The 26471-nt window shown below is 39.5% G+C and carries 25 protein-coding genes; 7 read left to right on the forward strand and 18 right to left on the reverse strand.

All coding sequences use genetic code 11. From position 1 onward, the window contains the following. Nucleotides 1-59: 59 nt before the first annotated feature. Nucleotides 60-443: a DUF4181 domain-containing protein gene (locus C4B60_RS06465; protein ID WP_104057182.1), complete on the forward strand. Its 384-nt coding sequence runs from the start codon at nt 60-62 to the stop codon at nt 441-443. Between the two features lie 66 nt (nt 444-509). Here C4B60_RS06465 and dat read toward each other — a convergent pair whose 3' ends face one another. Both dat and pepV read right to left on the reverse strand, forming a co-directional pair. Beyond that, nucleotides 510-1376 (reverse strand): D-amino-acid transaminase, encoded by an 867-nt coding sequence (gene dat, locus C4B60_RS06470; protein WP_104057183.1) that lies wholly within the window; start codon nt 1374-1376, stop codon nt 510-512. 30 nt (nt 1377-1406) lie between these two features. Further along, complete coding sequence (gene pepV / locus C4B60_RS06475) at nt 1407-2822, reverse strand: dipeptidase PepV (RefSeq protein ID WP_104057184.1); 1416 nt, start codon at nt 2820-2822, stop codon at nt 1407-1409. Nucleotides 2823-3310: 488 nt separating this feature from the next. Here pepV and C4B60_RS06480 point away from each other — a divergent pair, with 488 nt between their 5' ends. Further along, entirely contained in the window at nt 3311-3529 is a 219-nt protein-coding gene (locus C4B60_RS06480; protein ID WP_104057185.1) for a DeoR family transcriptional regulator, read from the forward strand. Between the two features lie 51 nt (nt 3530-3580). On the opposite strand, the gene C4B60_RS06485 is transcribed toward C4B60_RS06480, so the two are convergent. Next, nucleotides 3581-4294 (reverse strand): pseudouridine synthase, encoded by a 714-nt coding sequence (locus C4B60_RS06485; protein ID WP_104057186.1) that lies wholly within the window; start codon nt 4292-4294, stop codon nt 3581-3583. A gap of 54 nt (nt 4295-4348) precedes the next feature. After that, nucleotides 4349-5968: a putative polysaccharide biosynthesis protein gene (locus C4B60_RS06490; protein WP_104057187.1), complete on the reverse strand. Its 1620-nt coding sequence runs from the start codon at nt 5966-5968 to the stop codon at nt 4349-4351. 179 nt (nt 5969-6147) lie between these two features. On the opposite strand from C4B60_RS06490, the gene C4B60_RS06495 reads away from it, so the two are divergent. After that, the gene (locus C4B60_RS06495) at nt 6148-7407 is read left to right on the forward strand and encodes a BaiN/RdsA family NAD(P)/FAD-dependent oxidoreductase (protein ID WP_104057188.1); all 1260 of its coding nucleotides are present in this window, start codon (nt 6148-6150) and stop codon (nt 7405-7407) included. A 20-nt stretch (nt 7408-7427) separates the two neighbouring features. Here C4B60_RS06495 and C4B60_RS06500 read toward each other — a convergent pair whose 3' ends face one another. Beyond that, nucleotides 7428-7862 (reverse strand): GNAT family N-acetyltransferase, encoded by a 435-nt coding sequence (locus C4B60_RS06500; protein WP_104057189.1) that lies wholly within the window; start codon nt 7860-7862, stop codon nt 7428-7430. Between the two features lie 166 nt (nt 7863-8028). On the opposite strand from C4B60_RS06500, the gene C4B60_RS06505 reads away from it, so the two are divergent. Further along, nucleotides 8029-9573 (forward strand): gluzincin family metallopeptidase, encoded by a 1545-nt coding sequence (locus tag C4B60_RS06505; protein ID WP_104057190.1) that lies wholly within the window; start codon nt 8029-8031, stop codon nt 9571-9573. Between the two features lie 207 nt (nt 9574-9780). After that, nucleotides 9781-10227, forward strand: a complete 447-nt coding sequence (locus C4B60_RS06510; protein WP_104057191.1) for a hypothetical protein — start codon at nt 9781-9783, stop codon at nt 10225-10227. A 40-nt stretch (nt 10228-10267) separates the two neighbouring features. On the opposite strand, the gene C4B60_RS06515 is transcribed toward C4B60_RS06510, so the two are convergent. The 5 genes from C4B60_RS06515 to C4B60_RS06530 form a co-directional block, all read right to left on the reverse strand. Further along, nucleotides 10268-10675, reverse strand: coding sequence for an NUDIX hydrolase (locus C4B60_RS06515; protein WP_104057192.1), 408 nt, complete (start codon nt 10673-10675; stop codon nt 10268-10270). 39 nt (nt 10676-10714) lie between these two features. Further along, nucleotides 10715-11035, reverse strand: a complete 321-nt coding sequence (locus C4B60_RS21645) for a hypothetical protein (protein WP_245153887.1) — start codon at nt 11033-11035, stop codon at nt 10715-10717. A 145-nt stretch (nt 11036-11180) separates the two neighbouring features. After that, a complete protein-coding gene (locus tag C4B60_RS21650; protein ID WP_245153888.1) occupies nt 11181-11558 on the reverse strand; it encodes a nucleotidyltransferase domain-containing protein in 378 nt (125 codons plus the stop codon). A 109-nt stretch (nt 11559-11667) separates the two neighbouring features. Then, nucleotides 11668-11859, reverse strand: coding sequence for a GNAT family N-acetyltransferase (locus C4B60_RS21590; RefSeq protein WP_104057193.1), 192 nt, complete (start codon nt 11857-11859; stop codon nt 11668-11670). Further along, nucleotides 11849-12058: a hypothetical protein gene (locus C4B60_RS06530; RefSeq protein WP_104057194.1), complete on the reverse strand. Its 210-nt coding sequence runs from the start codon at nt 12056-12058 to the stop codon at nt 11849-11851. The genes C4B60_RS21590 and C4B60_RS06530 overlap by 11 nt, the downstream gene beginning before the upstream one ends. A 214-nt stretch (nt 12059-12272) precedes the next feature. Here C4B60_RS06530 and C4B60_RS06535 point away from each other — a divergent pair, with 214 nt between their 5' ends. Next, the gene (locus C4B60_RS06535; protein ID WP_104057195.1) at nt 12273-12527 is read left to right on the forward strand and encodes a hypothetical protein; all 255 of its coding nucleotides are present in this window, start codon (nt 12273-12275) and stop codon (nt 12525-12527) included. Nucleotides 12528-12586: 59 nt separating this feature from the next. Next, nucleotides 12587-13537, forward strand: a complete 951-nt coding sequence (locus tag C4B60_RS06540) for an arsenic resistance protein (RefSeq protein ID WP_104057280.1) — start codon at nt 12587-12589, stop codon at nt 13535-13537. Between the two features lie 78 nt (nt 13538-13615). Here C4B60_RS06540 and C4B60_RS06545 read toward each other — a convergent pair whose 3' ends face one another. The 8 genes from C4B60_RS06545 to C4B60_RS06580 form a co-directional block, all read right to left on the reverse strand. Next, nucleotides 13616-16273, reverse strand: a complete 2658-nt coding sequence (locus C4B60_RS06545) for a GH32 C-terminal domain-containing protein (protein ID WP_245153889.1) — start codon at nt 16271-16273, stop codon at nt 13616-13618. A gap of 221 nt (nt 16274-16494) precedes the next feature. Further along, nucleotides 16495-17940 (reverse strand): glycoside hydrolase family 32 protein, encoded by a 1446-nt coding sequence (locus C4B60_RS06550; protein ID WP_104057196.1) that lies wholly within the window; start codon nt 17938-17940, stop codon nt 16495-16497. Between the two features lies 1 nt (nt 17941). Further along, the gene (locus C4B60_RS06555; RefSeq protein ID WP_104057197.1) at nt 17942-19546 is read right to left on the reverse strand and encodes an ABC transporter substrate-binding protein; all 1605 of its coding nucleotides are present in this window, start codon (nt 19544-19546) and stop codon (nt 17942-17944) included. Between the two features lie 41 nt (nt 19547-19587). Then, nucleotides 19588-20463 carry a carbohydrate ABC transporter permease gene (locus C4B60_RS06560; RefSeq protein ID WP_104057198.1) on the reverse strand — a complete coding sequence of 292 codons (876 nt, stop codon included), beginning with the start codon at nt 20461-20463 and terminating at the stop codon, nt 19588-19590. Between the two features lie 16 nt (nt 20464-20479). After that, nucleotides 20480-21484 (reverse strand): ABC transporter permease, encoded by a 1005-nt coding sequence (locus C4B60_RS06565; protein ID WP_104057199.1) that lies wholly within the window; start codon nt 21482-21484, stop codon nt 20480-20482. A 226-nt stretch (nt 21485-21710) separates the two neighbouring features. Next, nucleotides 21711-23042 (reverse strand): ABC transporter substrate-binding protein, encoded by a 1332-nt coding sequence (locus tag C4B60_RS06570; protein WP_104057200.1) that lies wholly within the window; start codon nt 23040-23042, stop codon nt 21711-21713. 12 nt (nt 23043-23054) lie between these two features. Further along, on the reverse strand, nt 23055-24662 hold the full coding sequence (locus tag C4B60_RS06575; protein WP_104057282.1) for a response regulator: 1608 nt from the start codon (nt 24660-24662) through the stop codon (nt 23055-23057). Next, the gene (locus C4B60_RS06580; protein WP_104057201.1) at nt 24643-26433 is read right to left on the reverse strand and encodes a cache domain-containing sensor histidine kinase; all 1791 of its coding nucleotides are present in this window, start codon (nt 26431-26433) and stop codon (nt 24643-24645) included. The genes C4B60_RS06575 and C4B60_RS06580 overlap by 20 nt, the downstream gene beginning before the upstream one ends. Nucleotides 26434-26471: the final 38 nt, after the last annotated feature.

The following is a 26471-nucleotide window of genomic DNA, read 5'->3' on the forward strand; positions in this document are numbered from 1 at the left end:
GAATAATTAATTTATGCAAACCTTTTTAAGAATTGATTCCTACTGGAAGGAATGTGAGTATGAGCAATGCAGAAATCGTTACACTGGTGTTGATCGTTGCTGCTTTTTTAGGCTTGGACGCTCTTATGAGATTAAAAAAGAAGCAGAGTATATTTAAAAGCTTTCATATTGGTGGCACTTATATTAAAGATTCAGGGAAGTTTTTTTCAATTGCACAGTTTTCTCTTTTTATCGCTTTTGTTGCAGGTTTATTTTACGTTGCTGATAACGGGCTTTCTCCCAGTCATTTATCTTTGGTTACGTTTACGTATCTTTTCTTTATCTCTTGCGTTGACAGCGTGGAACAATGGATATATAAAAAAGAGGAAAAGGAATATCAGCATATGTGGCTGGCAGCTTCTTTTAGTGTTGTTTTTTTTCTGTTTATTTTAGCAAGGGTATAACAACAATGTAAAAAAAGGGTGTGATCTGCCAGAGTAACTGCAAATCACACCCTTCACTTTACTGCATCACACTTCCGATCTTACAAGCTCACCGCATTGCTCCTGAATGGAAGCCTTAAATGTTTCCTGCAGCTTTTTAGACCATTCTCCAGGCTTGCTGCTGCCCACTGCTTTAGCTCCCACTTTAATAACCGGCATAATTTCAGCTGTTGTACTCGCAACAAAAACCTCATCTGCCTCATAAAGCTCATCAAGCGTAAAGGATTCCTCTTTAACCTCTAAACCGATACCGGGACAAAGACGAAGAATTTCACGGCGTGTAATTCCGTTAAGAATCAGGTTTGTAGCCGGATGAGTGTACAACGTATTATTTTTAATGATAAAAACATTAGAGGAAGAGCCTTCTGTTACAGTTCCATCACGATGCAGAATCGCTTCAAAGCTTCCTTGTGAGAACGCCTCCTGCTTAGCAAGAAGATTCCCTAATAAGTTCAAGCTTTTAATATCACAGCGCAGCCAGCGGACATCATCTGCTACAATCGCTGTAACTCCTTCATTCATTTGGGCTTCAGGACGCGCCACCTCTTTTGTATAAGCGGTAAACACTGCTTTCCCGTCTAATGGGAACTGGTGCTGCCTTGGGGATACCCCTCTTGTGACCTGTAAATAAATAATGCCTGTATCCAATTTATTTTTTTCGACAAGCTTATATAGGTTTTCAGTAAGCTCATCCTCTGTGAAAGGAAGTGTAAGCTGGATTTTTTCAGCTGACTCAAACAGGCGGGTGATATGCTCTTTTCCTGTAAACATCTTTCCACTGTAAATTCGAATCACTTCATAAACACCGTCTCCAAATTGGTAGCCTCGGTCTTCAATATTAACGCTGGACTGTTCACGATCGATAAACTGATCATTTAAAAGAATTGTATTCATATTGATTTCTCCTTTTTGCATTAAAGCAGTTTATTTTTTACATGCAAGCTCATAAATGGCCTGGGCATAGATTGCAGTCGCTTTAAAAAGATCATCAAGCTCGATATATTCATCCTTTTGGTGCGCTACATCCTCTTTTCCGGGAAATAGAGCGCCAAACGCGACTCCTTTTTCCAGGGAGCGCGCATAGGTCCCCCCGCCAATTGCTAAAAGCTTTCCTTTGTCTCCAGTCTGGTCCTCATAAACCTTTAGAAGAGTTTGAATAAATGGATCGTCTCCGTCCACATGATGCGGCTTGGCATCTTTTTTATTCGCTATTTCAATACCTGCTTCCTTCATCCTGGATGCAAGAGCCGTTATCGCATTATCCATATCATATGTGACAGGGTATCTTACATTCAACCCTATAAAAGCCTCATCTTGACTGTAGCGGATTTTTCCTGCATTCATCGTGAGGTCGCCGCTGACCTCATCTTTCCCTGCTATCCCAAGCGTATTTCCTCTTGAATCCTTATGTAGATTAGCTGCAGCAAATTCGCAAAAAGCCTTTGCTCTTCCGTCTAATTTAAAATTGCTTAAAAAGGACAAAAGATGAAGACCCGCATTTTTTCCATCATCGGGTTCCATGGCATGAGCAGATTTCCCATGCAGGTCAATGGTTAACTCTCCGCTTTCAATAAAGTACTCACCTGTTAAGTCAGCAGCCTTTAAATACTCCTCAAACTCCTGAAGCAGATAAGTTTGGTCCCTATATGGTGTAAGAACCGCTCTGGCAAAATCAGGGACCATATTGTAGCGTTCTCCGGATCTGAATGAATGAAGCTCAAGGCTTGACCGTTCCTCAGACTGTTTGGCTGAATGAAAGATTAAATCGAAATCCATAAGTCCTTTTTCTGCATTAATAACGGGAAAATCAGCATCCGGTGCAAAGCCGATGGACGGCATCTCTTCCTGTTCAAAATAATGGCTGACGCATCGCCAGTTGCTTTCTTCATCCGTGCCAATAATCATCCGCACTCTTTTTGTAAAAGGAATGCCTAGATTCTTTACAATTTTTAATGAGTAATATGCGGCTATCGTTGGACCTTTGTCGTCAATAGCGCCTCTTGCATACAAGCGGTTGTTTTCCACTTTTCCTTCGAACGGCGGATACGTCCAGCCCTCGCCTGCAGGAACAACATCTACATGGCAAAGGATGCCTAGAAGATCTTCCCCTTCTCCAGCTTCAATATGACCTGCTAGATTTTCCACATTCTTAACTGTAAAGCCATCCCCACTGCCTTTTTCAAGCATCCAATCAAGCGCCTCTTTTATATGGGGACCAAGCGGGGCTTCACTAGTCGCCTCAGCTTCATCTAAAACACTTGGAATCTGCACAAGATCCTGCAGATCCTTTACTAATTCTTCTTTATATTTTTCCACTTCTTTTGTCCATTGAATGGGCATTAAAACTTCACCCCTTTTACGTAATGTCTCTCATTATAAGGCATATTCCGTCTACAAGCACGTACAGATTAATTAAAACCGTAAATTATCTGACACTTCCCGGGCTCAAAAAATGAAGGAGAGGATTGTTAAAAGAAGGGAATTTAAATCATCCCCACACAGCAAGCTAAACACGGGGTTTAAAGTAGGGGCTGTACATGAGATTACTCCTTTCTTTTATACAGAAAAAACAGGAGGAAGTTATCATAAAAACACGAAGATTTATTAAAATTCGAAGAAAAATGTTAACAAATCGTTAAAAATTGCTTTAATACTAGAAATTATAATTAAATAATTGTACAATGAAATTGTCAGATAATATCCTTGTCGAATATTAACGAAAAGGGGCTGTCGTGAGGCAACCAAAAAAACGTGTCGTTGAGCGATACTCAACAAAGTAGTCTATTGTAGTCATTGCCCATGGAAAAAAGTTGAGGGAGAGTGGTTTTTTGAAACCAACTACGAATCGGATGCTTACACGCATCAAATCTGTGTACATGTTCATTAAGAAAAATGGAACGGTTACGACAAATGATTTGGTGGATGAATTTGGCATCACACCTCGCACCATTCAAAGAGATTTGAATGTGTTAGCCTATAACGATTTAGTGAGCAGTCCTAGTCGTGGCAAATGGACGACGACACAGAAAAAAGTCAAAATTTCGTAAGAATGTAATAGGAAAAGACCCCGCCTCGATTTCCGTGAGACGGGGTTATTTTTATTCGTTATTTTGTAAGGCGCCAAGCTCCTCAGGAGTCAGCTCACGGAATTCTCCAAGCGCTAAAGCCGGATCAAGCTTTAAGGAGCCCATTGAAATACGTTTTAAATAGGTTACTTCCTTCCCCACAGCCTGAAACATTCGTTTAACCTGATGAAACTTTCCTTCCATTATGGTCAGCTCAATTTTTGACACCTGTCCTGATTCGAGAATAAGCAGCTCGCCAGGCTTTGTTACATAGCCATCGTCCAAAGTAACGCCATGCTTAAAGATTTCACGATCCCTCTCTGTTACTTCTCCTTCAATCTCAGCAAAATACGTTTTCGGTACATGCTTTTTGGGAGAGAGGAGCTGATGCGCCAGCTGCCCGTCATTCGTAAGCAGCAGCAGTCCTTCCGTATCCTTGTCGAGACGTCCAACTGGAAATGGTTCGAATACTGCAAAATCAACCGGGAGCAAATCAATAACGGTTTCGTGCTGACGATCCTCAGTCGCTGAAATAACTCCTTGAGGCTTGTTCATTAAAAGATAAATAAACTCCCTATATTCAACCCGCTCTCCGTTTACGGTAATCTCTTCAGTAAAAGGGTCAACCTGCGCTTTTCCTTCTTTCACCGCTTCTCCATTTACAATTACAGAACCTGATTTCAACAATTTTTTCATTTCTTTACGGCTTCCATAGCCCATATTCGACAATAATTTATCTAAACGCAAAGCTCCTGCTCCTTTCCTGCATAACAAAAGCCGGCTTTTGACCGGCTTTTTGCTTTAAGATGTAAATCTTTTTCTTAACCTTGTAACCCGATCTCCGAACAATCGATCAGCAAGGCGTGATTTTAAGCTGAGAACAAAATAAACAAATGCGCCAATTACCCCGCAAATCGTTAAGATAACAATTGACTGCCAGCGGCTGGCTGTGTCCATGAATAGTGTAAGTCCAAAATAAGCTAACATTACCGGAACGGCCATAATAATATTAAAGATCACCATGAGCAGCGTCCGTTTAACCACAATCCGATATTTATAAGCGGCAAAATGACGAATTACCAGAAGGTTAATCACAATTGCCACTACGTAGCCGATCGCTGTTGCCAGAACAGCTCCCTGCACCTCAAAAAGCCGAACGAGGGGGATATTGATTGCGAGCTTAACCAAAAGTCCGACAAGCAGACTAAGCACACTCCAGCGCTGTTCATTTATTCCCTGCATCATAGCGGCTGTTACTGTATAAAGAGCGAATAAAATAGCAACAGGTGAGTAAGTGCGAAGAACTTCAGTCCCAAGCTCACTGTAGCTGTAAAACACGGTATAAGCCGGTTCAGCCAGAAGCGCTAATCCAATTGCTGCAGGCATTGTCAAGAATAAAAGAATTTGAAAGGTCTGATCAAGCTGATGGTTTAGCGCCTTCCAGTTTCCTTTTGAAAATGTGCTTGTAATAACCGGGATAAGTGTCATTGCAAATGCAGTTGCTAGCGACACCGGTATGATCACCAGCTTATGAGTCGTAAAGGTTAAAATACCAAATTGAAAATCTGAAACAGCTGCAAGTCCAATCGACGTCATGGCCCGGTTAAAGGTCAGGATATCGACCAGCTGGAACAATGGATTGGCTACTCCTACAAGGACAAAAGGAATGGAATAAAGCACAATCTCCTTGTACATATCCTTAATGGATATATCAATCTTACCCTTGCTTTTTGAGAGCATTTTATCCAGATGAGGCTTGCGCTTAATATAATACCAAATTAACAGCGCCAAGCTTGCAGCACCACCAACAAACGCCCCGAAGGTTGCTATGGCAATCGCAGTGGTCATGGAGCCTTCTATCACATATAAAACCACATAAACACCGATCAATAAGAACACAATCCGGACAATCTGTTCAACAACATTTGATACAGCCGTCGGACCCATTGATTGATGCCCCTGGAAAAAACCTCTTATTAAACTCATAAAAGGAATAACGATTAGTGCAAAGCTGACTGCTCGAATAACGGTCGTTACCTGCTCAACTGTAACCAGCTGCTCGTCAGCGGCAATGACCATTCCGGCAAAAACTGGAGCAAATAAATACATGATTAAAAAAGAAATAAATCCTGTCAGCGTCATTAGCCATAGTCCGGAACGGAAAAGCCTCCGCCCGATCTCATATTCCTCTAAGGCATTATACTTTGCTATAAATTTTGATACAGCAAGCGGTACACCGGCAGTAGCGATGGAAAGAAAGATGGTGTACGGAACATACCCATAGGAGTAAAGAGCAAGCGGTCCTTCCCCGTTTCCAAGCAATGCATAAAATGGAATGACATAAAATAATCCCAAAAACTTTGAAATAAATGTACCAAGCGTTAAAATAAATGTTCCTCTTACTAAAGTAGATGTAGACATTCCTTTATATTCACTTCCTAATCTAAGGAAAACTGATTTTTCGACACTAACCATTAGTGTACTACTCTGTTATAGTATTGACAATCGATTTTCTTTGTCATTTACATACAAATATTGAATATAAGCCTCAGGGAAGGTAAAATGGACGCAGTGCGAGCTTGAGAAAAGATGGTGAAAATATGAACTATGATGTAATTATAATAGGAGGCGGGCCGTCAGGATTAATGGCAGCCATTGCTGCAGGCGAAAAAGCTGAGAACGTGCTTCTGGTTGATAAAGGATCAAAGCTTGGAAAAAAGCTTGCCATTTCAGGCGGAGGCAGATGCAATGTGACAAATCGCCTTCCCGTTGAAGAGATTATCAGGCATATTCCGGGAAATGGCCGCTTTTTATATAGTGCTTTTTCTGTATTTAATAATGAAGATATTATTGCGTTTTTTGAAGGATTAGGTGTTGCATTAAAGGAAGAGGATCACGGTCGGATGTTCCCTGTTTCAAACAAGGCACAGTCTGTTGTAGATGCTCTTTTGCGCCGATTGGGAGAACTTCATGTGGAAATCCGGACAAATGTAAAGGTTGCTGACCTCCTTGTCCACGAAGGTGCTATCCAAGGAATTAAGCTTGAAAACGGAGATGAAATCAATTCAAGAGCTGTTGTTTTAGCAGTCGGAGGGAAATCAGTACCGCAGACTGGCTCAACAGGGGATGGCTATCCATGGGTCGAAAAATGCGGACATACGGTGACAGAGCTTTTTCCAACGGAGGTTCCTCTCCTCTCCGATGAGCCGTTTATCAAAGACCGCTCGCTTCAGGGTCTTGCATTAAGAGGCGCTGCTGTCAGCGTGCTGAACAAAAAGAAAAAACCGCTCGTTACTCATGAAATGGACATGCTCTTTACTCATTTCGGCTTGTCCGGACCCGCAATTTTACGGTGCAGTCAGTACGTGGTGAAGGAAATGAAAAAACAAAAAGGGGCACCTGTAACGATTCGAATTGATGCTGTGCCATCCATTAAAGGAGAAGAACTCTTCCAGCAGCTTTTAAAGGAAGCAAAGGATGAGCCTAAAAAAGCGATCAAAAATGTCTGGAAGGGTCAAATTCCTGAACGTTATCTCCATTTCCTGATGAGTCTGGCAGAAATCGATCCTGACGGTCAGGCTGGAACGATTGCGAGCGATAAAATCCGTACAGTTTCCCAGTTAATAAAATCCTTTGAGCTTTTCGTCCATGGAACACAATCCATCGAGAAAGCCTTTGTCACAGGCGGAGGAGTTTCGGTTAAAGAAATTGAGCCAAAAACCATGCGCTCTAAAAAATGCCAGGGATTATTTATTTGCGGTGAGCTGTTGGATATTCACGGCTATACTGGAGGATACAACATTACATCAGCACTTGTAACCGGGCGCTTAGCCGGAACGAATGCCGGGTTAATGAAGTAGAGAAACTAAACCGTCAGTACCTACCTAAACCCGGTGCTGATGGTTTTTCTATTCCTATGTTCTACTCTCCATACACCGCCTGTGCTTAGTGTAAACCCGCAGGATTGATAAAATTCAGCATGTTCCTCACTGAAGGTTAAAGTCACAATCTCGATTCCCCTCTTTTCAGCTTCTTCAAGCAGCCCTTTAATTAATGCCTTTCCGATTCCTTTTTTCTGATGATCAGGATGGACAATGATATCCTCTATATATCCATGCTGGAGCCCCATTCCACAGATATAGCCAAACCCGGCCAATGTCCCCTCGTTACTTCTTACACCAGCCCAAAAATTGCAGCGTTCGAACAACAAAGGAAAGTCCTGATCGCGGCGTTCCCACCCAATCGATTCACGAAGTTCTGGTACTTCTGTTCCCGCTATAGGAAGATTTATTATTGCAGACTGATTAGCCTTCATTTAATCCCTCCTTTCTATTTAAAAAATCTCCATTAAGGCAATCTAAAATAGGAGGAAATACCCTCGCTAATGGGCGAGAATATCCATTAGGATTAGATAGGAAATGTTTAAATGTTTTAGAAATTTTTACTATCTTTAATTATAGATAAGTGTGCGGAGGCTGGGAATGAAAAGCGGGATTAAATTAGGATTTTTGTTGTTTGCTGTTTGCAGTTTATCGTGGATTGGTTTTATTGTGATTTTCGGTCAGCAGATACTTCCCGGGCTTTTTTGGGCTTGTTTAATAACTGTCATAAGCTTTGCACTTTTTGCCGCAAGTATATATGGATTTACTGCAGGGAAAGTACCATTTTTAAAACTTACTAACCTGACCGAGGGCACCGGGGTATTTTTAACCTCTCTTCTTTTGTTTGCCGGTGCTAACTTTATGATGGCGGCTAATTTGATTGCAGTGTATTTGGGTGAGGATTTGTCTTTGGACAGACAGGAAAAAATCGAGATTATAGCTAAAAGCGCGTTAAACCCCTATTACCAGGAAGAAAGAGTACAGGAAACCCTGGATGGAATTACGTACACCTACCCAGCATCTCGAAAAAAGGAAATAAACAGCATTCACCAGTTAATCCAGCAGGAAAAGAATCGTTTTTATGAGTTACTTGGGACAGAAGAGCATGAGGGGCTAACCATAGAGCTTCACGAAAACTACAGCTCCTTAGAGGAATACTCCGGGCTGGAGGATGTTTCAGGCTATTATGAATATGACTCAAAGTCTATTCATCTTGCCGCAGAGGAGGAAATGCTTGATTTCATTTTGCTTCATGAGTATACCCACTATCAAAGTCACCTATTTGCCGAAAAGCACTATCTGCCGCCTACAAGAATACCTCATTGGTTTGAAGAAGGTATTGCAGATTATTTAGGAGGTGAGAGCACTTTCTGGTATGAGCTTGAAGACGTTGAAATTGAAATTACCGACTTTACGTCCATTGATACATTTGACGAATATGATGGTTCACGAACTGACGACTATGACCCTTACCTTCAAAGCTATTTAGCGGTTGAATTTCTTGTAAAGGATTACGGGGAAGAACTGATACCTGAACTTTTGCTTTCTAAAAGGCCCGGGGAATTTTATGAGAAGCTTGAAGCTAAAATTGAAATGGATATTACCGAATTTCAGGAAACTTTTTTAGATGATTTAATTACTGCCCAAATAGAATTAGAAAATAAATATGAGCTAGTCTACGATGCACTTGAGGATGAACAATATGCCCCTGCTGAAGCTCTGCTGCAGGAAATAATCACGTCTGGAAACGAATATGATCAAGACTATGCAAAATGGCTACTGACTGATAGTTATCTTGAGCAGGAACGATATGCTGATGCCATTTCGCTTTTAGAAGACAAAATATCAAATGAATCCTATCGTTTTAAACGGGAGGATCTGCTGTTTCTTGCTGAGATTTCACTTCTCTTTGATCCTGAAAAATCATTGGTTTATGCGCAATCGGCGATTGAAGAAACAATCTTTGGCTATGGCGTTTATGCAGAATACGATGATCAGGTTCTGGAGGCGTATTCAATTATTAATTCCGAGAATCCTCTTGAAGGCTATAGAATTCTTCTACAAGAAAACCTGCTTTATAATGACAATGTACTAACGAAATTGAGTGAAAAACTTGCTGAGGAATTTCCAGAGGAAACGTTCTAGCTCAATGTGAAGATTCGAAAAGGGCTGTAAAGCGTCAGACGTATTTGACGCCTTACAGCCCCCATTTATTTAAGGAGAATTAACCAAAACAAGCGATGAAGCCAGTGGAATAGCCATTAAAGGTTAGTATGTCTTAGATAAATAACATAAGTTTAGTTTATTAAATGGTCGGCAATACTGCGAATAAACGGATCGGGAGTGATTCTTATGTTATTCACTTTTCTTTTTGCATTTGTTGTTCCATGGTGCATTGTCCTGTTCATTGTAAAAGTTAATAAAAAGACTATTGCTCTTATCGCCCCTTTTACAGCTATTATGACAAATATATTGAATACCTGGACACTGGCCTATGATTTCGCTGCTGTCTATCCATTTGAAATGGAGTCGGAACTTGCTTCTCTGCCAATGGTTTTAGGCATCATTCCTGCTTTAGGATCTCTTTTAGTTCATCTTCTATTAAAAAGCCATTTTTCCATCAGTCTGGTTATTGCGTTTATTTTAATCTCTACCCTCAATGAATGGATTTTTGTACAGGCTGATTTGATCCGCTATTTTAAAGGATGGACAATAGGATGGACATTCGTGATTTATCTTATTGGTTTTACTGCCGTTTATCTTTACTATAGATTGTTAAAAAAGTGGGATATTTTATAGCTGGTTCCTCGGCGTCCTATATCTACTTAACCTATCTTTTCTAGAAATCCACAAAAAAAGGCTGTTTAGACTGATCTAAGCAGAGCTCGATACGTTCTCTGAAATTTTTCCAGGTTACCATTTCCAGTCCCTCCTCCAGTGGGAAAAAGCCAACCTCCAGCGCTTCATCAGTAGGAGTAAGCTCTCCACCGACAGGTCTTCCGAGAAACAATGTATTGCAGATCGACTGGGATACATTCTGGAACACTCCGCAAAAAGCCGTTATTTCAATGTCAAGTCCGCACTCCTCCTTTGTTTCTCTTATCGCTGCATTTTTTAAAGATTCTCCTTCTTCTACCTGCCCGCCAGGCATTTCCCATCCTCTTCTTGGTCCTTTAATTAACAGGATTTCATTTTTGTCGTTTAATACGATTGAGGCTGCCGAAACAATATGCTTTGGTGATGTCATTGGGTTTCTCTCCTATCTTTTTGTACTAAACCAATCATGTCACAGAACCATATCCAGGATCTCCTCAACAGACAGAGTTTCCTTCATTCCTATCTGTTCGCACAGCTTATTATGGATATAGATGAATTCCGGTTTTATCCGCTCTATAATATGTATAATCTCATCCGGCTCCCTGTTGCTATGCCATTCGGAAAGCAGAGCTAATTGCCATTTCTTAAGGCTGCTTCTTTCCCCTTCAAGCTTTGCCCAATCACCAAACGTATTCGGCTGGATCCCGGCTTCCATCAGCCAGCCTGCTGCCATTGATAAACGCAGGCTGTCCAGACATTGGAGGCTATAGTAAATTTCATTTCTTTTCACTCTCCGGTATGCTTCGTGGACATAAGCTAAAAATTTTGTTCTCCACAGCTCTACCTCTTCAATGGATGGGCTATAAGAAAGCTTGCTTGATTCCTCTCTGATTTTAATGATTATACCTTTCGGATCATAAACGATTTTTAGTTTATTAAGCCATATAGAAGGTTTGATATCTTCTTATATCTTCTTTTCTATAATAAAAAGCATCTACTTTAATAAATGTATCGAAGTGAGCGATCGTATAAGGAGCTTCCGGAAAGTCTTCGAAAAAAAGAACAGAGCCCCAATTTTTAGCCCGTTCCTTTTTATTCAAAAGGTATTCTTCAATTACATGATCCTCAACAACTACTCTCAGGTCAATATCAGAGTATAGATCTGTATTCCCACTTCCGATTGAACCTCCGTAAAAAACAGCTAAAACATTCGAATCATTCAATAAGTCTTCTTCTATTGTATTGAGTAAATTCCGTCTGTTCTCAGGCAGCTTATGGTCTCTTTCCTTATGAACCTGTTCAAAATCATCCAATGATCCCACTCCTAATCATGAAAAGATTTTCTAGAGATCTCTCTGCGTATTTGTCCATTTGAACTGAATAAAATGAAATTCTTCATTATTGAACTCATAAGTCTCATCACTACCCGCAATTTGCTGAAAGCCATTTTTCACAAGTACTCTTTGAGAAGCGACATTCTGTCGTTTTGGCATTTAGTTCTTTTATTCTGTCTTGTTCTATTATCTTTCCCATTGCTAGTTTAAAGGCTTGATTTGCTGCTCCTTTACCAGTAAAAGCTTCTCCGATTCTGTAGCCGACATCTTTAACTCTCATGACCTCCCCTACTTTCTCTTTGTTTTCTTACTAAATTAATTAAATAAAAGAGCTGTGAAATAATAAAGGAAAGCAGTATGGAAAGAGCTGCCCCTATTGCTAAAATGAAGGATTCATCCATCAAAAGATAAGAAAATAAAAAGAATAGAATGATGCTTATAAGAAAGGCAAGTAAGAAAATACTTATGTATTTGACCATATCACCCTCCACCTTTACTTTTAGCTTCGCTTCAAAGGCATAATAGTTTAATTAGAGGTAGTCTTTATGGATAATTTTAACACGAAAATGGTTTTTAAATGAGAGGATCTCTGATAAAATTATATTTCGTTTTGCTGAGATATCTTTATAGTGGATTAAAATTCTAATTAATCATAACTAGTATATTTTGATGCAGCTTGAGGAGGATGTATGTTTGAAAAAGTTAGCCTGGTTTTTACTGTTTTTTTATTTGGTTATAACCGTTTTGTGGATAGCAAATTCACTCTATCTTTTTACATTGATCGGTGTAGTCGCTTGGGTGATACTAATTATTAGCGGCTTTATCATTTATAAAAAGCTTAAAGAGAAGGAACTCATTACTCTTCTTTTACTATACTCAAGCTTCTTTATGCTTTTTTTGCTGATACTTACTATTATCATCCAGCTCACCGTATCATCCATGCCATAATCGCAGATTGTGATAAAGTGGAGGATAGATAGAATAACTTGCAATTGGATGTGGATGGGTTGAATTTATTTGAAAAGCTATATACTGTAATCATTTTTCTGTCTGTGGCAATTGGGATTGCAATTGGACAGATTGATGGCATACAGGAAAATGCAGAAGCTTTTATTCTTCCGTTATTAATGTTAATGCTCTATCTGACCTTTATGCAAATCCCGATACATGAGATTGGAAAAGCGTTTAAGAACATTAAATTCACCAGCATTTCTGTAATCATTAATTTTATTTGGACACCAGTGTTAGCATGGCTGCTTGCTCTTTTATTTTTACGGGACTCCCCTGCTTTATTTATTGGATTTATTATGCTGATGGTTACTCCGTGCACCGACTGGTATTTAATTTTCACGAAGATCGCAAGAGGAAATGTCGCCTTGTCGATGTCTATTTTACCGTTAAATTTACTTTTGCAAATTGTTTTACTGCCACTGTATCTGCTTGTTTTTGCAGGAACTGCAGGCGTCATTGAGCTTGAATTTCTGATTAAAAGTATCCTATTGGTATTAATTGTCCCGCTGATTCTCGCTCTGTTTACGAACTGGGTTTTCAAAAAACACCCCAAAAAGAAAGAATCTGTTTTGGCTTCTTTGAGCGCACTTCCTCTGGTATTTTTAAGCCTTGCCATTTTAGCCATGTTCGCCTCTCAGGGAAATTTACTGCTCGCTAACCTGGACTTATTATGGAAATTATTACTTCCTATTTTATTATTCTTTCTCATTAACTATGTGGTCAGCCAGGAGACCGGGGAACGCTTAAACTTCCCTAAACCGGAGAAAACAAGTTTAGGCCTGACCACGATCGCAAGAAATTCGCCGGTTGCATTGGCGATTGCGATTACCGCCTTCCCCAATCAGCCATTAATTGCCTTAACTTTAATTATTGGACCTCTTCTGGAACTGCCGATTCTGGCTCTTGTCTCACAGGTTTTATTGGTAACAAATCGTGAGGATAAATAGCTCAACAAGAAAAGGCGATAACCCGATCAATGTTAATTGACTCCGGGATCACCTTTTACTTATAATCTGGCATTAATTTTATGATTCTGTCTGATGGTTAATAATATATACTGCCATTTTGATCAAGTCTTTAGCTTTTTGATTCTCCTTACTTTTTTGCAAATGGGAAGAGAACTGCTCTATTTTTTCATATCCCTTCACTTCCTCTTTATTGGCCTGCACAACTTTCTTATTCTCATATAATTGCTGTGCTTTTTCAAAATGTTTTTGGGCATTTTTTAAATGAGCAAGGGAGGATTGTTTAACTCCCTTGGAAAGTTCAGAGGAAGTTTCTGCTGCTTCAATCAGGTCATCAAGTCGATATTTCTTAAAAGCAGGTTCAACTGTAAAGTTTGTATACCTTGCCTCTACATTTTCTGTAATCGCACCTGCTGTTAAGGTATCATCCATTTCTACAATTCTCTTATACACCTCCACTCCGTTTACATAAAAGGTAAACAGGTTCTCCTTTCTTTCAATTTTTAAATTCTGGGGTTCAGCAAGATCGATTGCTGCAGGAAGATCGACCCCTTCCCAGCCAGATTCTGAACTCGTTTCTGCAAATGTTTCAAGTTTATTAATATCTTTATTTAAAAAAGCAAACAGGCTGTTACTATCTTGATCCTCTAACGCAATCCCGTATTTAGGAAATCCCTCTGACCCCTGCTTTATCCACTTTATATCTGCAGAAAGAGTAAAATCACCTGTTAATAGTTCTTCACGGTAAATTCTTGACCATACTTGACTGAAAGAGAGAAAGCTATTGATAGTGGATTGTCCGAAAACATCCCATTTCCCATCTATGGCTCTGTTAAATGGAGATGGTCCCCATCCAAAAAGATAATCTGTACTGCTGTCTGTTACTCTGATGGTTACTTTTTTAGTACTGATTCCATTCGGTTCTCGTACCGTAACAGTGGTTGTTCCTGGTTTTAATCCTTTAACAGAGATGGTTTTATCGTTCAGTTCGTGAATCTCAATAATCCCTTCATTATCAGCCGTCCACTGGAATGGTTCTGTTTGTATAAACCAGTCCGGCTTTGCTCCTGCTGTGAGTTCAGCAGTCTCCCCTTGAGGTAAAATGATTAATTCATCGCTAACAACGATTCTTTCCATCTCCCCTTCCTTCGGAGCATCCCTCCATGTGGATTGCAGGTGATAAAAATCAATTGATTCAACGTTTATACTCCCTCCATTTGCATATAGCTCGATGCCTGTATTAGTCGGTTTAGTATAAATTAAATTAGTAAAAACTGTCTCACCATTATCGATAAATAACTCTACTGAAGACTCGTCTACCAGCCCCCGGATCTTAATGCTTTTTCTATCCGAAGAAAAAGGAGCATTAAATCTTTTTCCAAATGGGAAAGGTTCCCCATTACGATCAATCAATGTTTGGAGTCCAGCATTTGAGCGATCAAGGAAAAGGGTTTCGTCAGTAACATCAACGCCGAAGACTGTTTCTTCTTTTTCAGATTGACGTAATCGGATTCCGAATTCATCCACGTCATCCCAGCTGATTTGTGCTTCAAATTCATATGACGCTCCAGAAAACCCTTCAATTTCATGGTTTCCTTCTACCATAAAACTGTCAAAAGACTGCTCTGTCGCCCGAATCGTTTCGAGTTCGCGGATGGGCTCCTGGAACAATCGGATCTCGCCTTCCTGATTAGTTTGAAGTGTTACTTCTCTTGGAATTGACATGGAACCCATCCACGGATAAGTCGGTGATTCATACGGGTAGCGCCAATTTGCCATCCATCCTATCCAAATTCGTCTGTCGTCACCTTCTGCAAGTTCGTTAAATGACTGGGCAGCGTAAAAGTCCTTACCAGCATCTGTATAGAATATTTTTTCAGGTGAATGATCATTAACAAAAACTGAACCATCAAATTCCCCAATGAAGTATTGGTTTGTAGACCCCTCCGTTACAGGATTGTCTCCGATACTTACGGTCAGTACCCATTTTTGGTTTTCTTTATCTCCATCTACAGGCAGGCGGAATAAATCAGGTGTCTCCCATACTGCTATATGACTTCCCTCTTCATTTCCCTGCTCATCCACGCCGAATTTACTTTGGTATTCCCAATTGATTAAATTAGGAGAGTTATAGAAGGTTACACTTTTGTCCGTGGTGACCGCCATTACCCATTTCTCTGTTTCTTCGTGCCAAAATACTTTGGGATCACGAAAGTCTTTAATGCCGGGATTTTCGATAACAGGATTGCCGGTATACCGTGCCCATGTTCTACCGTTATCTTTACTGTATGCTATTCCCTGTTCTTCTCCATTTGCCGTGCTTGTATAAATTGCAACCATTCCTGCTTTTCCATCAAAAAAGCCCGTGGTATCGTTCCAATCGATAACGGCTGTTCCCGACAATGCCTGCCCTAATTCGTCATGCTCAAGTGCAATGGGAAGATGCTCCCAGTGAAGCATATCTTTACTGACAGCATGTGCCCAAGTCCCCATTTTCTGATGAAACAAGTGATACTCACCATTATAATAAATCAGCCCATTTGGGTCAGCAAGCCTTCCCTGAGGGGTAGAGAAGTGATACTGAGGACGATATTGTTCCGTATAGTACTCAGTATCCGATATAGTAGATTCCTCTTCAAAATTTTCAGCTTCTTGAGGGCCAAAGCCTGCAGCGATAATGACACTTGCTATTGATAATAATACAAATTTCCTTTTCACAATTTTAAAAGCCTCCTTATTTTTTCTACCCCTTATGCGTTCGTCGTTCACCTCCAGGATCCGAAGGAAGCGTGCTACATTCTTATTCATAAAGTTGATTTCCGCTGTCACTCCGGAATTGATTTTTTACAATTAAAAAGGCTCCCCCTTGTCTGCAAGTAAATGCCGTTGTATGTAAGCAACTTCATCCAGCTGACTTTAAGGAGTAAGCCTGTCATTCATTATTTTTTTAAAGAGGATAAATATCCCTGAACCTTAATTGTTCCTTCCGGTGAAGATATTGTTAGTTCACTGCAGATCTGATCAGGGTAAACCAAGCTGGTTAAAGAATAAGCCCCCTCATTGACAAGCAATTCTATCGAAGAAGAGTCGAGCAGTAAACGCAAATTAATCGAATCAGTCAGCTTAGTATCTATTAGTTGTTCATGTGCAAACATCTCAGAAAAATCAATTGCACCAGAACGCTTTCGATCTAAGATGATTTGGTTCTTCACAGCATCAAAAGTGATTTCCGTGGATTGTTCTTTAGTATGATGCACGGTAATAGCGAATAACTTTGACTCCATTCTTTCAATTTTTATATCAAGTTCAATGGGCCCTTGAGAGACTACAACTTTTTTTGAGCCCTTTTGAATTTTCTCTATGAGCGGTATTTTTTCTGTTAAAAACGAATCCACTTCTTTTACAAACTTCTGAATAACGAAAGACTCTCCGTCAATAGTTCTAAGTGTAAGTTCACGGGGAAGAGTCATTTGCCCGCGCCAGCCGTCTGTCGGAATCTGATTTGCATATCGCCAGTTGTTCATCCATCCCAAATAAATTCGTCTTCCATCTTCTTTTGGAATATCTGAAAAGCTCACACCGGCATAATTATCTTTTCCATAATCAAGCCATTTCACAGAAACCTGATCTGTGATAAAGGTATTTCCATCAAAAGACCCTGTAAAATACTGTGTTCGGGAACCCATTTCAAGTTCAACATCATCCCCTATACTGACAAGGAGCACCCACTTTTCTTCTGAGGAATTTTCATCTTTCAAGATAAATAAATCCGGACATTCCCACACCCCGGCATGAGAACCTTTTCCTTCCCCAAATTCACTTCGAAATTGCCAATCAATTAAATTAGCAGATGAATAAAAGGTAATGGTTTGTCCCGTGGCCAACACCATAATCCATTTATTTGTCTCGTGATGCCAAAATACTTTAGGGTCTCTAAAATCGACTTTTGATTCGTGCGCCAATACCGGATTTTCCTTGTATTTTTCCCACGATCTCCCTTTGTCACGGCTATATGCAAGACTTTGAGTTTGTACAGGAGCTGAGCCATCTTTCTTATCTAAATGATGAGTGAAAATCGCAACTATTCCCGGCTCCTCCGGGAAAAAACCAGTTGAATTATGCCAGTCGACTATCGCACTTCCTGAAAAAATGGTTCCATTTTCGTCAGGATAAAGAGCGATATCAAGTTCTTCCCACTGAATTAAATCCTTGCTGACAGCATGGCCCCAGTGCATGGGACCCCAGGTGCTGCCGTTTGGGTGATATTGATAAAACAGATGATATTCTCCTTCAAAGTACACTAGTCCATTTGGGTCATTTAACCAATGCTGCTTTGGTGCAAAATGCAGCTTTGGTTTATATTTTTCCACTGAATTTATCACCATATTATCCCTCCATTTGATCATCATAGCCTGTTTGCTTAATCTCCAGCCATTCAGAGAGCCCTAAACGCTCCAGTTCCTCCAAATACTCGTCCCATTCTGCTTCAACGCTGCCATTTGTAATCCATTCTGCACGTTTTCTTTCAACATAAGGAATAAGGTCAGCTTCAATTGTTGAAAGTCTCTCTGAATCTTCTATTGATAAAAATACTCTTGGAAAAATATTGTCTGCCTGCATATCCGGTACCATTACATTTTTCATCAGATCCAGTCTCCATGCAGCATCATCCGGTTTAGTCGTAACCGTCCCGTAATACTCATCCAAAATCGCCAGTGGTCCGCCGATGGATGTTTGTTCTCTTAACTCAACAGGAGCTGTACCTTCAAGAGGCAGATGCGTCAGCATATTAGCGCTTTCATCTAATTCAAAGATATTCTGCTTCGTTTCGTCTCCGTATGTTCCCCAGTTATTTTGAACTGATTGGACCGGATCGTAAAGCTTATCGATCCATTTAGCTGTCAATTCAAGATTTTTATTTGCACTTGTAATGACCATTCTTCCTCTGTCAAAGCCCATGCCATTTGTACGTGCCACATTTTTTGACCCATCCGGTCCTTCAAGTGCCGGCAGTAAGTCATATTCATCATTCATTCCGGTAATATTCCCTTTATCCCATGTAAAGTATAGGCCATATCTGTTTTCTCTTCCTTTAGACAGGTACGTGTTCCAGTCCTGTTCAAACGCTTCTACATCCATTAAATCTTCTTCATACAATTCATTAAAATAAGAGATCGCATCCTTATAGCCGTCCTCTGCAGCAGTGAGTACGACTTCTCCCTCATTTGTTACAACCGTATGATCCCAATTATCGCCAAGACCGAAAGAACCGAATAGGAAGGAAAGATCTTCTCCTCCTCCATTGATAATAAATGACATCGGAATGGTATTTCCATCACCGGCAGGATCATTTTCTTTAAATGCAATCAATACTTCTTTTAATTCTTCTGTAGTTGTCGGCATGTCTAAGCCAAGCTCTTCAAGCCAGCTGACATTTATCCATGGGAAGGCATCGACTGAATGAATGCTCTCTTTCCCGGAACCAAGCTCCTCAATCCATGGGAAAGAATAAATATGTCCGTCCGGAGCTGTAATCATTGATTTATATTCAGGGGCCTTATCAAGTACAGCTTTAAGATTCGGCATATGTTCCTCAATCAGCTCCTCTACGGGAACGATTGCTTCATCCTTTGCAAGCTTTAGCAGTTCATTGTCATTTAAACCTGCATTCATAATTGCATCAGGATGCTCGCCGCTTGCGATTGCAAGATTTCTTTTTTCCGCAAACGAATCATTCAAATAATTCTTCCATTCAATATGAACGCCGGTCTGTTCTTCCAATCGTTCAAAGATAAGTTTTTCGTTAGGATCGGTTGGGGCAAGCGGTGAGCTTTGTGTCATAAATTTCAGTGTTACCTCTTCCTCCAGAGGAAATGTGATATCAGATAGCTCGTAATCTTCCGAGGATGCACTGTTATCATTGCTGCTGCAGCCAGTTACAACTATTGCGCCAATCATCAAAGGCGACATTACTTTTAGTATTTTTTTCATTTAAAATCCCTCGCTTTTTATTTTTTGTTTTTGTACCGGGGTTATTTTAATGACCCAACCATGACTCCCTTTTCAAAGTATTTTTGGAAGAAAGGATACATAATTAACAGCGGCAAACTCGCAATAACAATAGATGAATACTTGATCATTTCAGAAATGCGCTGCATTTCAGCTCTTGCCATTTGATCGCCAATCATGCCCGGCTGTACTTCGTTTTGAATGAGTATGGATCGTAAAACTAGTTGGAGCGGATAAAGCTCCTGATCCTCGAGGTAGATCATGGCATCAAAGTATGCGTTCCATTGTCCAATAAAGGCGTATAGAGCAAGAACAAAAATGATCGGTTTTGACAGAGGCAATATAATTTTAAGGAAGATTTTAAAATCAGAGGCTCCATCTATTTTTGCCGCTTCTTTTAACTCATTTGGAATCGCTTTAAAATAAGTTCTTGCCAGGATAATAAACCAGACAGAGATTGCATTTGGGAGAATAATTGCCCACATGGTATTTAGCATTCCGAGATCTCTCACCAAAAGATAAGTAGGAACTAAACCGCCATTAAAGAACATGGTGACTAAGAAAAAAACCATAATTGTCTTTTTCCCGACTAACCCTTCCTGCGATAAGGTATAGCCTGCAAGAACGGATACAACAACCGACACGATGGTAAATCCGCCGGCATAAATAATTGAATTAACAAAACCCCGGAGAATGGTGTTATCAGAAAAAATCCGTTTATATCCATCCAGGCTCCAATCCGACAGGCTGATATTAAACCCTTTGTTCAGCAAGGCATTTGGCTGCAAAAAAGATGCAAGTAATACATAGAGCAGCGGTATAAGTACCACCAGCACAATAATAGTTAATAAAACCCGGTTGATGATTAGTAAAATCCGGTCATTTCTTGAATGATTCATGGTTTACCCTCCTCTCTTAAATCAGCCCTTCACCTTCGTTTAATTTTTTCACAACCTGGTTTACAAAAATTAATAACCCAACATTAATTACTGCGTTAAACAGACCTACTGCCGTTGCGAATGAATAATCACCCGCCAATAAACCCCTTTTATATACATAAGTCGGAATAATCTCCGAGGTTGGAAGATTCATTGATGTTTGCAGCAAATAGGCTTTTTCAAAACCAATGGCCATGATGCCGCCAGCTGCCAAAATAAACAGCACCGCCATAACAGGCTTTAAAACCGGCAGTTCAATGTGTATGATTCGTTGTAACAGCGAGGCTCCATCAATAGTCGCCGCGTCATGAAGCTGCGGATCCACATTAGCGAGAGCTGCTACGTAGATAATGGATGCCCATCCTGCTCCCTGCCATATACCGGAAGTAATATAAATCGAACGAAAGGAATCCGGGTCTGACATAAATGAAAATGAAGTTCCAAATACATTTGTCAAAATAACATTGATTGGACCCGTAGGAGAAAGAAATAGAAAAACCATTCCTGAGATAACAACAACCGATATAAAATGAGGTGCGTATAATACAAGTTGAATATTTTTCTTCGCTTTTGCCCTTCTAATCTGATTAAGCATAAGTGCGAGAATTATAGGAATCGGAAACCCCAGCAGCAGTTCGAATGAACTTAATTTCAGCGTGTTCATAAAGATTGCAAGGAAATTTGGTGAAGTTAAGAAAGCTGTAAAATGCTTTAATCCAACCCATTCGCTTCCCAGAATCCCCTTCATAGGACTAAAATCTTTAAAAGCAATAAGTGCGCCATACATTGGGATGTACTTAAAAATAATGGTAAGTATAATCGCCGGCAAAATTAACAAATAGAGAATATAGTTATTTTTAATGTATTTGAGCTGCTGCTTAATTTTTGATTTCTTTTCTTTCTTTGGCGGCTGTTTATTTTGCTGTGCCGCGTAAAGTTGATTTTCTTCAAATTCTTTTTGAGGCTTTACTAAATTCTGCATAACCTTCCCCCTCCTTTTGTACTCACTTTTATGCTCCAAGAAAGCGTTTTCTTTTTCTTAAATTCACTATAGCAGAGCATTTGAAATGAACAGTTTAAAATCTTTGGTTGCATGCATCTAATATTTTCGGCATTCAAAACTATTACAATAAAAAAACACTTCCTTTTTATAGAGGAAGTGTTTAAATGGTCTTTACAATTAATATGGATTTTAAAAAATGTTTTCATTATTCATTGCTTAGATTTTCAATTCCATTATCGATCGTTCTTACTGCTCTATCAGCTGATTCTTTTACATCTTGATTTCTGATTCCTATGTCTTCAAATAAGGTTTTTATAGTGCTGCTGACAATAGGATACGCAGGTGTAACAGGGCGATTCTTTGAAACTGACTTTTCCTGCTCGAGAAATATATTTTTTGGATACCTATAAAATTCCGGAAAAGCGGCGGCAACTGAATGCCTGGCTGGAATATCACCTGTCAGCTCTACATACGTTTCCATTCCCTCAAAGCTCGATATATACTCGATAAAAGCCCAGGCTTCATCAGGATGAGCAGATTTTGAAGAAATGCCAAGCGACCATCCGCCGTTAGGGACAACCTGAAACTCTCCTTTAGGAAGCGCTGCAACACCAAAATCTTCCCCCAGCTTAAAATGCTGACTTGAATTGCCCAGGTTTTCAAGAGCCCAGGAGCCTAAGATGGTCATACCGAGCAGACCTCTTTCGAAGGCTTCATAGGGCATTTCAATAGCGGCTACTTTCTCTTTATGATAAAGATTCTGATAAAATTGAAGCGCTTCAATTGCCTTTGGTGAATTTAAATAGCCGTCAGCTGTCTTGCCATCCGGACTTAATACATCTGCACCAAACTGCCAGAGGATTGGAAGTTTAAAATAAGCAGCTGATTCGCCGCCGCTAAACCCCTCCGCAGGGTCAATTCCTATAATTCCTTCCTCAGGGTCGTTTATCTTCTTAGCTGCTTCAACCACCTCCTCCCAGGTTATGGGATCACTCGGATCCGCGGAAGGATATGGCAGGTTTGCTTCTTTAAATAAATGTTTATTATAAAATAAGGCTGTACCTGAAGACACAACGGGTGAAAGAAATACCTCTCCATTATACGTTAACCCTTGAAGCACACTTTCGGGGAGATCATCATAAACCCCATCTTGTTTCATATAGGAATTTAAGGACCTGATCGCATCGGTTCTTGCATACAAAGCAAGATTCGGACTGTCTATTGACATGATGTCAGGCGGCTTTCCAGCAGCTATCTCTGTACGCAGACGCAATTCATAATCTCCATACTCAATAGAATTCATCTCTATTTTTATTGAAGGATTTTCTTTTTCAAAGGTTTGTACGAGCTTTTCATACGCAAGATTTTCTGCCGGATTTCCATAGTTTCTCCAAAATGTCAAAACCACCTGATTTTCCGTGGTTAGCTCAGTTAGCTCCACTCTTTCTCGTGAAGCAGTAACAGAAAGAATAAATCCCAAGCCGATACTGCCAATTAAAATGACGATTAAAAGAGTGACAATAGATCGATTATTCATATTCCCACTCCCCTATTTTGAATGCACTTTCTTTTCCTTCGTTTCAATTGTCCTGCGATACTCAACTGGAGTCTGCTTCACATGCTTTTTAAATACCGTGCTGAAGTAGCCCGAACTTGAAAATCCAACCAGATTAGCTACATCAATGATCTTGAGATCAGTATCCTTTAGAAGAACCTCCGCTTTTTCCATTCTCACTTTTACAAGATAGTCACTAAAATTAGTCCCTATCTGACTCTTGAATGTTTCTGAAAGATGGGCTCCATTAATATGGAATAACTCAGATAAAGACGTGAGAGAGATTTCATCTGCGTAATGAATATCTATATAATTTTTTATAGATTCAATCAGTTTTGCATTTGAAAAGCGGGTGGTGTGCACCATTTCTACAATTAAACGTGCAAAGTCTAATAGGGAGTCTATTACTTTTTCCCGGGCATTAAGCTCCCAAATATATTGCTGGCAATTCCATAGATTCTTTTTGGTTTCTTCTGTTTCAAGGTCGTATTTACTGATTGTTGAACTGAGCAGAAACAAAATGTGATTAGCAATAATTGAAAAAGATAAAACAGAATGAGTGTGTATGACGTTTAATTCTTTTTCCACTGTTTCTTTAAATATGGAATAATTCGTATTTTCTATAGCATTTAAAAGCTTTCGTTCAAAATCTGCAGAGAATTCAAATATTCTATTATTTTCGCTTGAACCATAAATAATTTGTGATTTGGGTCCACCTTCACTTTGACTCCAGGAAAGCAGACTTGAAATATATCCTTTTTTAAACTCCTCAATTCCGTATATAACATCCCCGGCACCAATAACTGTCTCAAGGTTTAAGTATTTTTTTGTTTTTTGCTGCAGAACTTTAATGAACTCGACGGCAGGTATTTTTGTCGGTTTATTTATACAAAAAAAATGAACCATGTTCTTATAATTTGGATTGTAGAAAGAGTATATACTAGAAAATTCTTTTACAATCTCCTTGATTAAAAGCTGAAAAGGAAGCCAATATTCATGTAATTTCTCAGTGTTTTTCTCCTGTTCTCTTATTTCTACAGTAAAAAATCTTCCATTTAAATCGTCTTGAGCAAGCTCTTTTAACTGCAGTTGTTTAAGTCTTTCTTTCACATCGTGGATTCTTAAATATTCGTCTTTCACTAAAAACAGTAAATACCTTTCCTGTTCCTCCTGTATATGTGATTGAATAAGGTTATTCATTCGAACTGCTTCTGCCCGTTTTGCCCTATCCTCTTGGATCTCTTTTCGAACCTTGTGCATCACTTCTCTAAGCTCATCCGGTGCAACGGGCTTTAGAAGATAATCTCTTACCCCTTCTTTCATCGAATTTCTCACATATTCAAAATCAGAATACCCTGATAAAACGATGACTTTTATTTCTGGAAAATCCCTCTGACAACGTTTTGCAAATTCGATTCCATTCATAATAGGCATTCTCATGTCAGTGATGACGATATCCGCCTGGATCAGATGCAGCTTATCCAAAGCTTCCTGGCCGTTTGAGGCTTCTTCTACAATCTCAAACCCCTCCGTTTCCCAGTCGATCTTCATCTTAAGACCTTTTCGAATTTGCACCTCATCGTCAGTTATCATAACTTTCATCATGCAATCCCTCCTCAAGCTCTCTCATGCACAATGTAATCTTTGTTCCTTTACGTTTTTCAGACTTTATTTCATAGAAGAAATCTTCACCGTAATAAAGCTTTAATCGTCCGAGAACATTTTTTAATCCAATGCTGTAACCGTTACTCTGGAGAACCGCATTTTCCTCAAATTCCAGGAGCTGGCTGACCTCTTCCTCTGACATTCCAGCTCCTTTGTCTTCTATTGTTATCACAAGCCAACCATCCGCTTGCTTTGTATTTAGTAAGATATCTGCAGACTCTTTATGTGAAAAACTATATTTCACTGCATTCTCTACTAAGGGCTGCAGAATAAATTTTACGATGAAAATGTTCTTTGTTTGAGGATCTTCTTTTATCTGAATAGATAAGCTGTCTTCGTACCGTAATTTTAGTATTTCGGTGTAGCTGCGAATATAGGCCATCTCCTCACTTAATCTGACAACACTATTTTTAGTTTGCAAGGAATAACGCAGCATTCTCCCAAGATAGACACTCACATTCATTACTTCTTCATTTTTACCCTGGGCAGCTAATCCGCCTATTATTTCTAATGTGTTATTCATAAAATGAGGGTTTATTTGGAGTAACAATGCTTTGTATTCAGCATCTTTTCTCCGGATATTTGCTTCATACTCTGTTTCAATTTTATTTTTTAATTGTTCAATTGTATGATTTACTACGTTAACTAAATAATCAACTTCGTAATTTCTCGATTTTATTGTAGGCATGAATTTTTTTGCGCCGACAAAATCCCCTCGTTCAATATATCCCATTGCTTTTGCCAATTTTCCTATAGGCTGAACGATCGTTGATGAAAGAACAAACGAAGCAATAATGGTAAGTAAAAAAATGATAGTACTTAAAATCAATAATGTTTTTTGAAGTTCCTGAGATTGGGAAAAAAGGTTGGATTCGGTGACTTCATTTAGTAATATCCAGTCACCAACAGGTAATTTTTGATAAAATACAAAGTAATTTTCTCCTCCGTATTCCAGCTCTAACAGTCCCTTTTCTACTGAAGACTTTTTTATCGTACTAACGCTTTGTTCCAACAGCCTTTGTGGAGTTTGAATTTTTCCTCCCAGAACATTTGAAGCCTGATCAGTAAGTAGATAAGTATGTGAGTTTTTGTTGGCAGAATGGTTCATTAATGCTTCTTCAAGCAATGCTGCAGGGAAATTCACTTTAATTAACCCGCTTGCACTCAATGTATTCATATCAACAAGAGGAACTACATAGCTATTTACCTTCTGCAGCCTCATAGTTTCTGACTGCTGATAGGGATCTGAATGGGCTGTGATAAAGTTTTTCTCCTTCTCAGTAAAATCAAGATACCACTCTAATTCCTGCAAATCAGCATCTTCTCCCCATGTATTTGAGCCATCGTTTAAATAAATTGAAATGGACATCGAGTGCGAGTTATTAATCATTACAGAGGATAACATCGCCTGAATCTGACTTTTCATTACAAAAGCTTCTCCCTGTGTCTCCAGCTCTTCCTTTTCCATTTGAATCAGCTGTTGTGTTGTTTGATTGAGGAGTACTTGTTTTCCAATGTCCTCTGCTTGAGTGGTGATAGAATCAATATACAAGGCATACTGGTCCATCATTTCTACGGTTAAATCCTGTGTTTGCTCTTTTATTACCGCAGTCAGCCAGTTTGGAATTATAATGGACAAAATGATAAGAGGAACGGTCAATAAAAAAGTGAAGATTATAAACAATCGGTTTCGTAGCGAAAAAAACATAGCCGGCCCTCCGTGGGTAAATAAAGAAATAACCACTT

This window comes from Jeotgalibacillus proteolyticus, assembly GCF_002926065.1.
Lineage (GTDB): Bacteria > Bacillota > Bacilli > Bacillales > Jeotgalibacillaceae > Jeotgalibacillus > Jeotgalibacillus proteolyticus.